This window comes from Bradyrhizobium genomosp. III (genome assembly GCF_000261705.1).
GTDB lineage: Bacteria > Pseudomonadota > Alphaproteobacteria > Rhizobiales > Xanthobacteraceae > Bradyrhizobium > Bradyrhizobium ottawaense.
On sequence record NZ_AJQF01000447.1, the window covers coordinates 1 to 11844 of the forward strand.

Sequence of the window (11844 nt, forward strand, 5' to 3'; positions counted from 1 at the left end):
ACGCTCCACTTCCATCCTGTTCGCCGCGCGGCAGGCAGTAGTACCACTTCCCGAGTATGCGTCGGTTGTCCAACTGAACGTCGCGTCAAAGAACGTGCGGACCACGCCGTACTCGGTCGCGGTGCGCGTATCGATGTTGAAGTCTTCGCGCGCCTTAGTGAAGTAGTAGTTCGTCAGGCGGTTCTGAGCACCCTGAACACCACTGTAGTTACCGTTAAATACGCTCGCACTGAGAGACGTTTCTGCACGCAGGTAACCACCCAACTTGATGCAGGTATCAGTGCCCGGGATGTAGTAGAACCCGGCGCCGTACAGGGAGCAAATCTTCACAAACTCGACGGCTTTTGCCTTTACTGGTAGGTCGGCCGCCTAAGCCGTCCCCATGCCGATCAATCCGGCGGTTGAGCCGAAAAGAACGCTCCTCACGTTAATCATGTATTAGACCTCCAAGTTGCCTCAACTCAAAAGAAGTCGGCTCGACGTTTTCCGACGACTACCAACTGCTTTCGCCCCCAATTCATCCTTGACTTGCGGGGCCACCTCGAACGCCACCGATCGATTGACCAGCTGACTAGCGTCGCGATACGGATGATTCCGCTCTCGCCAAACAATGCCTGATCGAGCTCGTGAACGGCGCACTAACTTTGTACGAAACAAACAAACACGCGGGTTGGCTTCACAGCTGTGATCAATTGGAGGCACAACCGTCCGATCCGTACATAGAGTCGCAACGAGTGACTCGAAAACTCGCTGTGCGCGACAGCATTGCAGAGCGCCAGTGCGGTGATGAGTGGGCCTGGATCTGAGCGACCTATTGCGGAGCTCTTCGCACCACTCGCGGCGCCAGCATGGTGATCGCGATCACTACCAGCTGACGCTATCTGCACGTGGATCGGGTTTTTTGACCACAGAGCACGGTGCGATGGGTACCTACCAAGTGGCGGGATCTTACCGATATCGAGGTCGGGTCGGCCCCGCGGCGTGATCGGCAATCGACAGCCCAGTTTGCTGCAGACACGCTGGCGCAACCACGAAGCCGCGACCGCGCTTTGCCTTGATGTCACTACGGCGCCTCTTGCCTTCGAGACGGCGCTGCTTGGAGGCGAAGGTCGACCGCTTCGCGTGGCGCGGCCTCGGCCGCGCCACGGCCTTTTTGAGGATTTCCACGAGGCAGCCGACGGCGTCTTGGCGGTTGCGCTCCTGGGTGCGGAAGCGCTGGGCGTGGATCACGATGACGCCGCCCTTGGTCATGCGCTGGCCGGCGATGCGGGCGAGCCGGATCGCGGCATCCTCGGGCAAGGTTAGCTTGCGCGTGTCGAAGCGCAGCTGGGCCGAGGTCGAGACCTTGTTGACGTTCTGCCCGCCCGGGCCGGAGGCGCGGACAAAGCCGATCTCGAGTCGTCCTCGTCGATGACGAGTTCGCGGGATATCCGCAGCATGATGGCACCGTTCGTGATGTCCGGACATATCGCGGACGTCCACGTTCGGCAAATGGCGGTCATGGGAAATGCAAATGGCCGGGGCGGGCCCGGCCATTTCAGGAAGCAAGAAGCGGTCAGTTCGACTGCTAGTTCGAATTGCTAATTCGACTTGGGCGACGTGGCCGCCGGTTGCGCGGCGGCCTGCGGGGCGCGGCCGACGACGACCGTCAGCAGGCCCTGGCCCCAGAGCCGCTCGGCGGCGACCTTGGCATCATCCAGCGTCACCGCATCGACGAGGGCATTGCGCTTCTCGATATAGTCGATCGGCAGCTTGTCCTGCTGGTACTGCAGCAGCGCCTGGGCGAGCTTGGAGGAGGTGTCGAGCGCCAGCATCTGCGAGCCCTTGAGGTAGGACTTGGCCTCGTCGAGCTCCTTCTGCGTCGGGCCCTCCTCGGCGATGCGGCGTACCTCCTTCTCGATGGCGTCGATGGTGTCGCCGGCACGGTCGGCGCGGGTGCCGGTATTGCCGATAACGACCGCCGAATGCTCCATCCAGAGCAGCGATTCGAACACCGAATAGGCGAGGCCACGCTTCTCGCGCACCTCGCGATAGAGCCGCGACGACAGTCCGCCGCCGCCGAGGATGTGGTTGACGACATCGGCCGCCATGAAGTTGGGATCGCTGCGCTTCACGCCGGGGCCACCGAAGGTGATGACGGTCTGCGGCACGTCCAGTGGAACGAAGGCGCGCTGTGGCGGCTTGGCCGCCTCGATGTCGGGAACCGGCGTGAGTTTGGCTTTTGCGGGCAGGCTGCCAAAAGTGTGGTCGAGCAGCTTGCCGAGGGTCTCGGGATCGACGTCGCCGACCACCGCGATCTTCAGCCCATCCTTGGCGAGCACGCGGCCGACATAATCCTTCAGATCGGCGACCGTGAGGGTCGGCACGCTGTCCAGCGTGCCATTGGTCTGCCGGCCATAGGGATGGTCGCCGAACGCGACCTCCAGGAATTTGCGGCTCGCCAGCGACGACGGATTGGTGGTCTCGCGGCGCAGGCCCGAGATCACCTGTGAGCGGATGCGCTCGACGTCGGCGGTGTCGAAATGCGGCGAGGTCAGCGCGCTCCTGAGCAGGTCGAAGGCCTCGTCCTTGTTGTCGCGCAGCATCCGCAGGCTGCCGCGGAACGTATCGCGGGTGGCGCTGAAGGAGAGCTCGATGGCGCGGCGGTCGAGCCGCTCATGGAAGGTCTTGGAGTCGAGATCGCCGGAGCCCTCGTCGAGGAGGTCGCCGACCAGATTGGCGACGCCGGATTTGTCCTTGGGATCCTGCGCCGAGCCGCCGGCAAAGGAATATTCCATGGCGATCAGCGGCACGGTCGCATCCTGTACGAACCAGGCTTCGATGCCGCCCGGCGAAGTCAGGTGCTGGATCTTTGCGGCCGCCTGTGACGGCGAGACCGTAGCCAGCGCGAGTGCGGCGCCGGTGGCAAGCGAGAATGCAACGCGTCGAAGGAAGGGATAGGTCACGAACGCTTCTCCTCGCGCTTGGCGGCACTGGTGTCCTTGATCAGATAGCCCGTCACCGAACGCTTCTTCTCGAGCCATTTCTGCGCGACGGCGCGCACCTGTTCGGCGGTGACCGCGCGGATGCGGTCCGGCCAACTCCTGATGTCCTCGATCGACAGGCCTGTGGTCAGGGCGCCGCCATACCAGCTCGCCAGCACGGCCTGATCGTCCTGGGCGTAGATCGCTTCCGCAATGAGCTGGGTCTTCACCCGCTCCAGGTCCTCGGCGCGGATCGGGTTCTGTGCGATGTCGGCGATGACGCCGTCGACCACTTGCTCGACATCGGCAAAGCTGACGCCCGGTTTCGGCGAGGCCGAGATTGCGAACTGGGTCGGATCGAGCGAGATGCTTGAATAGCTGGCGCTGGCGGAGACCGCGAGCGGCTTGTCGACCACGAGCGCGCGGTAGAGATAGGAATTGCTGCCGCTGCCCATCAGCTGCGCCAGCACGTCGAGGGCTGCGCTCTCGCCGGCTGCGGCCGTCGTTGCGGAAGGTGCCAGATAGTAGCGGCGCAGGCTCGGCTGCTCCACGAGCGAGTCGGCCAGCGTGACGGTGCGCGGGGCGGCGGGCTCGGGCTCCTGCGGGCGCACGCGGCGCGCCGGTATCGCGGGCTGGGCCGGAATGGCGCCGAAATTGCGCTCGACCAGCGGACGGACATCGGCGGCTTCGACGTCGCCGGCGATCACCAGGATCGCATTGTTCGGCGCGTAGAAGCGGCGGTAAAAGGCGAGCGCGTCCTCACGGTCGAGCTTCTCGATCTCCTGATGCCAACCGATGATCGGCCGTCCATAAGGGTGATTGAGGTAGAGCGCTCCCTCGATCTGTTCGTTCAACCGCGCTCCGGGGCTGTTGGCGACGCGCATGTTGTACTCTTCGAGCACGACATCACGCTCTGGTAGCACGTTCTCGTCTTTCAGAACCAGGCCAGTCATCCGATCGGCCTCTAGGCTCATCATGGTCGGCAGTTGTTCGCGCGGGACGCGCTGAAAGTAGGAGGTGAAATCAGCTGAGGTGAAGGCGTTCTCGTTGCCGCCGACGCGAAGCACGGTCTGGGAGAATTCGCCGAGCGGGTGCTTCTCCGTGCCCTTAAACATCAGGTGTTCGAGAAAATGGGCGAGCCCGGATTTTCCCGGCTCCTCATCTGCGGAGCCCACTTTGTACCAGATCATCTGCGTCACCACCGGTGTCCGATGGTCAGGGATTACGACCACCTGCAGGCCGTTGCCAAGCGTAAAGCTGGTGAGGGGCATGGACTTCGCAAGAGTCTCGGCTGAGGCGCCATCTAATAAAAAGGCGCGCATCAGCACCAGTGCTAGAACGCAAACGATCGTTCGAGGTGAGGACGTCGGCAGCATTGACAGCAGTCGCTGTCGAATTTTCGAAACGAAAGACCGATCGTGCGGCCGATTGGACGCGGCATCATTATCAATATCGTTCGTCAGCTGCGGGATCGGGACGGCTTTTTGCAAGCTACATTGCATTTGGGTCTGGATGAGGAATGAGGTCATCATCGAAGTCATCTATAGGATGCTCCATGCTTTTGGCTATCAATCGACAGATCGCGCTTGCTCCAGGGGAATACCATCGGCCGGCGCGTCGGCGGCTAACCCAAAAGCATCAGTCGTGCCAAAGAAGAAACTGTTTAAATTACAGCGTGGTCACCCGAAGCACTCTGTCCGTATCTTTACACATCGTCGTACATCAGACACGGTGTGGCTATCTAGGGACCCCTCTTTTGCGGACCCGCTTGGCGTTACTGGTGCCGACCACCATGTGTAGCAGGAGACTCTGGAATGGCATGATCGAGTGCATGGGTGGCCGCGATCAGCGCCAGTCCGAGAGCTTGTGCAAAGTCCCCGTGCAGTGCCACAAGCGCGCGAGTTTTCATGCGCTAGACTAAACATGCGATGGCAATTCCTCGTGACGTCGAGGCGACAGTTTTCCACCGCGCGCGACATCAAGCATTCACGTGTCGAAAATCGTCGCGAGCGTATTTCTTTTTCTGTTAGAAGCGCCGGCATTTGTGAATGCGTTCGGTCAGGTGCCCATGCTCTCCCGTAAATCTGGATTTAATCCCGCTGAGACAATCGATTGGCGCCTGCGCTTCGAGATTCTTGGCGTGCGATCGTTCTTAGGTCCGCCTGCCGAAGAGGGTTCAGCTGTCCGCACCAGATGTTCGAATGGATTTGAAAACTCACTCGAATGAGCAAAGCGCGTAAGGCTTTCCTCCGGCCGCGGCGGTTCTCTGCCATAGGCAAAACCCGCCGACATTCGAGTTCTAGCGCCCCCCCTTACCTGTTCTGACCACGTTGGGCGGAAGTCGTTAGGGTCCTCTGCGCCTCGGCAGAAATCATATGCGAACTTGACTGAAGAACTCCTAGTGCCAGTGAGGCATGCTCATGCGCGACCAGCTCGGGCAGGCGAGCATGTCTGATGTGCAGGCTTGCCTCGACGGCGGTGCGGTCAAGATCGAGCCGCAGCGGCATAATGTTGATGAACAGGCCCATCGTGTGGCGGCACCGGCGCCGCCATGCATGCGGCCGAACAGCACCGTGCGAACACCACCTGCTCACGGCCGCTGCTGCGCGCCACCACCTCCCCCACATCAGGTGGCAGAGGCTAGCCAGGGTCACATCAAGCCGCCGCGCCTGGCCGCGCACCCGCGCATCCTGCGGCAGCGTCCGCCGTCCCTCCGTGATCCCGCTGCCGTCGCCGTCGGACCTCGCTTAAGCCGAACGGCCGGCCCGGCTCAACCATACCTGCGAGCCACGTCCGGAAGAACTCCTCATGCGCCTTTGCATCAACGCTCACGCGCGCCTCCGTCACCACATTGCAAAAGGGATGTGGGATTATCAGGCTATGCTCATGTCCCTCCAGCACGGCCAAATAGCACTAGGCCTACGGAGATGCGGCCAGCGGTGTTTTAGGCTGCCCTTCCGCCGAGAGCGGACCGAACTCGATGGCCTGCCGCTCGAACAAACTGCGATAGATGCCACCGGGTTGCACGATCAGTGCCGGATGCGTGCCCTGCTCGACGATCTCGCCGCGATCGAACACCAGGATGCGGTCGAGGCCGCGCACCGTCGACAGGCGGTGCGCGATTACGATCGAGGTGCGGTCCTTCATCAGCCGTTCCATCGCCTCTTGGATCAACGCTTCCGATTCCGAATCCAGGCTCGACGTCGCCTCGTCCAGGATCAACACTGGCGCATCGGCAAGGAACGCGCGCGCCAGCGCAACGCGCTGCCGCTCGCCGCCCGACAGATTTACGCCGCGCTCACCCACCAGTGTGCCGTAGCCCTTCGGCGATCGTATGATGAAGTCATGCGCATTGGCGAGCCTCGCCGCCTGTTTGATCGCCGCTATGCTGGCGCCGGGTCGGCCATAGGCGATGTTTTCAGCCAGCGAGCGGTGAAACAGGATCGGCTCCTGCTCCACGATCGCGATCTGGCTGCGCAACGATCGTTGCGTGGCCAGCGCGATGTCCTGCCCGTCGATCAGGATCCGGCCGCCGGAGACGTCGTAGAGCCGCTGAAGCAGCTTGACGAACGTGGTCTTGCCGGAGCCGGAGCGGCCGACCAGACCGATCCGCTCGCCGGCGCGGATGTTGATCGACAATCCGTCGTAGAGCGGCACGCGATCGCTGTCATAACGGAAGGTGACGTCCTCGAACGTGATCATCCCACCGTGAATGTCGATCGGCTTGGCGTCGGGGGCATCGACAATTCCGATCGGCTCGCCATAGATGGCAACCAGTTCCTCCATGTCGTTCACCGAGCGCTGCAGATTGTTGATGTGCATCCCTACTTCACGCAAATAGGCGTGGATGATGTAATAGCTTGTCAACACATAGGTGACGTCGCCCGGAGAGGCGCGCCCCGCTATCCACAGCAGGATGGCGCCGCCGATCACCGAAGCACGAAAGCACAAGAGCATCACGAGCTGCACCGTACTCGTGCCGTTGGACCGCAGCCAGGTGCGCTGCACCCTCGCCCGCCAGCGTCTGACGACACCGTCAAGCCGCGCATCCTCACCCGCCTCAGCACCGAAAGATTTCGCCACAGTATTGCAAGTGAGCGCGTCCGCTAGCGTGCCGCTGACTTTGCTGTCCCAGGCGTTGGAGACACGCGCCGCCGGTGCGATGTAGCCAATCGTCAATGCCGTCGTGATGGCAACATAGATCACTGCGCCGAGGCCGATCACGGCGCCGAGCTCGGGCCAATGCAGGCCGAGCAGGATCGTCGAGCCCACGAGCACCGCGAGCGACGGCAACAACGCCATCAGGATCGAATTGTTAAGCAGGTCGAGCGCCCACATGCCGCGGGTGATCTTGCGCACGGTCGAGCCGGCGAACGAGTTAGCGTGCCAGTCGGTTGAGAAGCGCTGCACGCGCATGAAGGCCCCACGGGCCACATCCGACATGGTCTTCAGCGTGAACGGCACGATCGCCTGCAAGCCCGTAAACCGCAACATAATCGAGAGCAGACCAAGGGCGAGGATACCAGCGAACGCAATCAGTGCCGCATGTCGCGCCGCTTGGTCGGAGGGGCCCGACGTCAATGCATCCACCAGACGGCCAGAATAGACCGGCATGAACAGGTCGGCGACCGTCGCCCCTAAGAAGCCGACGAGGATAATCGTGGCACGGACTGGCTGCTTCAGCCAGTGCTCCAACGCAAACGGGAGAACCAAGCCGATTGCGGCGGGTCGTTTGTCATCTTGACTGGCCATGGCGCTATGGGTTTGTGGCACACGCGGTGTAAAAATCGTTCGATCCAGACCCGATGTGCCCAATGCTTGGCGCGCCGTACGAGGGATGCGATAAATGCCCGGAGTCTGGGGGCTGCGGCCGAAATCGTCTACCCATTTCACCCACTCGTCGCGTAAGCGCTTAGCCGAAGCGCCTCACGCTTTGCGAGCTCCTCGTAGCTGAGAGCATCGATTTGAGACAACAGCCAGGCTTGCGCGATCCGAGCTTGTGTGAGCCAGGTAGGCGGGATCGGCGTCACTCATCTTTGCCCGCCTGCAGAAGCATGGAGGTGTTCACCTAGCTCCGGCCTCGGCCATGGCTGTACGCAAAGGTGCATTTCGATGAAGGAAGTGTTCAGCATATGGCCGCCGGAAATTTTGCGTTAGGGGATCACGGCGCGACTTCACCTGGAAGATCACCTCGGCGTCGATCCGGGTGGAGGTCATAGCAACCCGAACTTCCAACGTGCCACAAACGATCCACCGCCGTGCTCGCTGATCGTTAATTGCCGATGGCCCACTGGATAAATGGACGAATTAACCAGTGAGCAGCTCAGATCGTTACCCTTTTTCATCTTCTCTCCTCGGGCGCTTGCGCTTTGGTACTTTGCGAGACTCCGGGTTGCGGAGTCGCACAAACAGACCCATAGCAAGCCTTCTGACCCTTGTAGTTGGCGAGCGTTTGGACCGATTCCGACATAACCTCCTGTTTCAGGTTGTCCGGGATAGGTGCGGGGCCGTCCAGCGACTTCAGCGTCACCTCGATCAACTCGATCGCGCGATCCTTGTTGCCGCTCTCGTAATAGTACTGAGAGATAGTACTGAGCGACCGCCGGATAGGACACGAACTTAGGGGCCTCGCCGCATTGCGCAGGATTTATTGCCAAAATCTGTCCGGATAACTCATTGCCCATCGCAAAGCGCTGGGCCTGCGGCAAATGAGAGTTGTCAATCGCCGGATCAAAGATTTGGCGTAGCGCCCCGGCCATCCACATCGCGGATTTTTTGTTGATCGCGTCACGAACCAATTGGCGCATCACCGGCAAGCCGGCCTGCAAGTCGCACATTTTGTGAAGCAACAGATCCGCCTGGAGCACGCGGAAGTTCACGTCATCCGGCAGAACAGCGACGGCTTCTTCGACCACCGAAAGCGCCTTCGCCCAATCCTGCGCCTTCATCGCCGGCGTCAGTTTGGCGAAGATCGGCATTGTGCGTTCGCCCTTGGCGATCCGCTCAGCATCGGCGGCTTTCGCTTCATCGCTGATGCGCCAGCTGCCAGCCAGAATCTTCGGCAAAACCTCTTCGAGTTGCGTCGGGGAACCGATAAAGGCGATGTGGCCATCACGGTCGACGACGAACGAGGTGGGAATCCCGATAGAAAAGCTGGAATCCATCCAAAGCTCATCCATTTCGCGTGTGTAGTCGAGCCCGACCCGATAGTTGAGATTCGGCAACTTTTCGGTCAACCATGCGTCCAACTTGCTTCGGGCCTTTTCCGCTGTTTGAGCGCGCTCACCAGCTGCTATTCCGAGGACCTCAACTCCGCTATCTCTGTATTTCTCTTGCAGCTGTACCAGATCGGACAGCGCCGCCACACACGGTGCGCACCAAGTTGCCCAAAATTCGACGATGTACACTTTCCCGAGCTGGAAGCTCGTGAGGGGCTGACCACGCAGCCAGTTCTCCACCTTGATCGGGGGAGCTGGGGATTCTAAGCCCAGCGCCATGTTACGCTCCAAAGTTATTGTCAGAGACTGCGCGACGTTTTGTGCTCGCTGATCTCCGATCGCGACCGCGACCGAGAAGTGGGGTGCCGTGGTGTGGACGGGCTGCCGAACGAGAGCCGTAGCGAATGTCGGTGTCGCAGCGCTAAGCACGCCGACACACAAAGTTACAAAGAACGAGCTCGTCCTCTCACAAGCAGGCCACATCGGTTCAAGGAAGGAGAGCATCGCTCGACTCGCATCTGGGTGTGCTCAGCACTTTCAGTACTGCTGCACCTTAGTAGCAACGTCCGTGCCAGCATCGTCTGCGCGCATTAAGTGCCTAATTGCGCATGAATAGCTCAACGGCAGTTCACGGCGACCAGTGTTTTGAACCCGACGGGCTTTGTGCCGGTGTCGGAATTTGGACAAGAATTGCGCACTTCGCGCCGCCAGATAACTGATTTGATGTTGTGAGCCGCCGAACGGAGACTTGGTAATCCCTGTCCCCTAGCAAACAGGATTAGAGGCGAGCGACGATTTAGATTCGACTCGAACGAGCCGAAGCCCGTTGACCGGGGACACGTGTTCTGGTCGATGACGCTGGAACCATTCGCCTGAACCTGCGGACGGTGCCGCGGATCAGGGAGGCTCTGAAACTGTGAGTGACTTAGGACGCGCCTAGTCGTCGGGCGCGTCCCCTAGCCACAACGCACTGCGCCTCGCCATCGCTCCAAGCGGTTCCTGCACAAAAACTGGTACTTCGATTAGTTTGCTGTCCAGCCGCGTGTACCAGGCGTCCATGATGCCCCATCCACTTCGAAAACCGTTTCCGTCGTATCGAAACAGACGCCGCCGATCGCCTCGATGGAGCACAGGCGTTCACCTCCAGGTTGCTGACCGGGAGGCCGGCTGGCACCACCCGCTGGCGGCACGCATCACTTCCTTGCCGGCTTGAAACTCTTTGGGAAGCTGCGGGCCTGCAAGACCCATCGTGTCACAGCTGGATGACAGGTATCGAAATAAGTAGACGGAAAACCCTGCAATATGCGATGTGGCCGACATCGACACAGGCTATGGCAATGCGATCAATGTCATCCATGCCATTGGCGAGTATGAAAGGACCGGCGCCAGCTCCGTTGTCATCGAGGACAAGACATTTCCCAAGGTTACGAGCCTTGCTGCGGAACGTCCAGATGATGATTTATGGCAATTTCGGATCCGGGCCTCAAGCACAGCCTTGAGGGACACCTTCCGCCGTGTCATCGCTGATGGCGGCGTCCAGAACGTCCACAAGGATATTGTACGATAGAGGAACTCTTCAGACTGCAGAGAATGGACGAGATTGAGGCAGCTAAAACGCGCTTCCTGCGCTGATGCAGTGCTGCAGGCCGACTCTAATCTCGCCTGAACGGCTGTCGCTGCAATCTCGACGGGTTGGGGCGGCACGTTCGTCGGGCTACGACTCCATTTCGTTGAATGGAAGACTATCGGGCCCTGTCAGTCAGCATCTATTGCGTTTGGCTCGAGGCTGATAGCGCAAATGGGCAGCGGAATCGAACGGCGGCAGAGCCAGCGGAACGACGGCGCTCGGGTCAGCGCCGGCAAAACCCGCGCAGTTTTGTGATGTTTTTATGTCGGTTATAGCCAGTGGTTTGATGACCATCGAAATGGCTGCCTTCGCGCATGAGAGCTCGTGCGCTTGTGGCATACAATGTGCGCCGGATCCGCGTCGAGCGCGGTATTCCGCAAGAGCAATTGGCCTACGATGCAGGTATTGATCGCTCCTATATGAGCGGACTTGAGCGCCAACAGGCAAACCCGACAATTGATCTTCTCGATCGCCTTGCCGGGACGCTCGGCGTTGCTGTCTCCGAGCTGTTTGTTCGGCCATCCAAGGGGGCGCCGCCACCTGCTACCTTACGTAAAGGTCGCAAGCCGAAGCCGCCACGCCGCAAAAGGACCTAGCCCCCTGACAGCCCCGAGCCATTGACGCCGATCTTGTGCGGTGACCAAGCATCAATGCGCTCCGAGGCGGATTTTGTGCGCGGCCGCCCCCTGTTTCGCGGCAATCCCGCGATGGACATCGAATAATGTGATGAATGTTCAATCTGGCGCCGGAGCGGACAATGGCGGCTCAAGACGACGAAGTTCCTTTAAATGCCATCCGCGCTTTTGTGACCGTCGCACGCGAAGGCAGCGTCACGCGCGCCGCCAGCAGCTTGGGAACGACGCAGAGCTCGGTCAGCCGCTATTTATCCGTCCTGCGGGACTATCTCGGTGCGGACCTCATCGCGCGGCGCGGTCGGCGCAGTGATTTGACTGAGTTCGGAAGACTATTTGCTAACGCAGTCTCTGAACCGCTCGAGACAGTGGGCTTCACCGCCAAGAGAATGCGGCGGGGGGGG

The 11844-nt window shown here is 60.5% G+C and carries 8 protein-coding genes and 2 pseudogenes; 4 read left to right on the plus strand and 6 right to left on the minus strand.

Going from position 1 to position 11844, the window contains the following annotated elements:
- The 4 genes and pseudogenes from IC66_RS0135365 to IC66_RS0135380 all read right to left on the minus strand — a co-directional run.
- Positions 1-435, minus strand: a pseudogene (locus IC66_RS0135365) (porin); the annotation flags it as partial.
- Between the two features lie 597 nt (positions 436-1032).
- Positions 1033-1439 (minus strand): annotated as a pseudogene (gene arfB, locus IC66_RS0135370) (alternative ribosome rescue aminoacyl-tRNA hydrolase ArfB); the annotation flags it as partial.
- A 141-nt stretch (positions 1440-1580) separates the two neighbouring features.
- The gene (locus tag IC66_RS0135375; protein WP_038950801.1) at positions 1581-2945 is read right to left on the minus strand and encodes a M16 family metallopeptidase; all 1365 of its coding nucleotides are present in this window, start codon (positions 2943-2945) and stop codon (positions 1581-1583) included.
- Positions 2942-4285, minus strand: a complete 1344-nt coding sequence (locus IC66_RS0135380; protein ID WP_244429216.1) for a M16 family metallopeptidase — start codon at positions 4283-4285, stop codon at positions 2942-2944. The genes IC66_RS0135375 and IC66_RS0135380 overlap by 4 nt, the downstream gene beginning before the upstream one ends.
- 668 nt (positions 4286-4953) lie before the next feature.
- Here IC66_RS0135380 and IC66_RS46665 point away from each other — a divergent pair.
- Positions 4954-5190, plus strand: coding sequence for a hypothetical protein (locus IC66_RS46665; RefSeq protein WP_157158145.1), 237 nt, complete (start codon positions 4954-4956; stop codon positions 5188-5190).
- Positions 5191-5882: 692 nt separating this feature from the next.
- On the opposite strand, the gene IC66_RS0135390 is transcribed toward IC66_RS46665, so the two are convergent.
- Entirely contained in the window at positions 5883-7715 is a 1833-nt protein-coding gene (locus IC66_RS0135390; RefSeq protein WP_038950804.1) for an ABC transporter ATP-binding protein, read from the minus strand.
- 461 nt (positions 7716-8176) lie between these two features.
- Complete coding sequence (locus tag IC66_RS0135395) at positions 8177-9460, minus strand: TlpA disulfide reductase family protein (protein WP_349643743.1); 1284 nt, start codon at positions 9458-9460, stop codon at positions 8177-8179.
- A gap of 1030 nt (positions 9461-10490) precedes the next feature.
- On the opposite strand from IC66_RS0135395, the gene IC66_RS0135405 reads away from it, so the two are divergent.
- The 3 genes from IC66_RS0135405 to IC66_RS0135410 all read left to right on the plus strand — a co-directional run.
- Positions 10491-10748 carry a hypothetical protein gene (locus IC66_RS0135405; protein ID WP_028143509.1) on the plus strand — a complete coding sequence of 86 codons (258 nt, stop codon included), beginning with the start codon at positions 10491-10493 and terminating at the stop codon, positions 10746-10748.
- Between the two features lie 374 nt (positions 10749-11122).
- Positions 11123-11404 (plus strand): helix-turn-helix domain-containing protein, encoded by a 282-nt coding sequence (locus tag IC66_RS43925; RefSeq protein ID WP_083859371.1) that lies wholly within the window; start codon positions 11123-11125, stop codon positions 11402-11404.
- 161 nt (positions 11405-11565) lie between these two features.
- On the plus strand, positions 11566-11844 hold a 279-nt coding region (locus IC66_RS0135410), incomplete at its 3' end, for a helix-turn-helix domain-containing protein (protein WP_244429215.1).

Excerpts from the sequence above, each read along its gene's own strand:
- IC66_RS0135380 (WP_244429216.1), bottom strand. The coding sequence starts at position 4,285 with ATGCGCGCCTTTTTATTAGATGGCGCCTCAGCCGAGACTCTTGCGAAG.
- IC66_RS0135390 (WP_038950804.1), bottom strand. The coding sequence starts at position 7,715 with ATGGCCAGTCAAGATGACAAACGACCCGCCGCAATCGGCTTGGTTCTC.
- IC66_RS0135395 (WP_349643743.1), bottom strand. The coding sequence starts at position 9,460 with ATGGCGCTGGGCTTAGAATCCCCAGCTCCCCCGATCAAGGTGGAGAAC.
- IC66_RS43925 (WP_083859371.1), top strand. The coding sequence starts at position 11,123 with ATGAGAGCTCGTGCGCTTGTGGCATACAATGTGCGCCGGATCCGCGTC.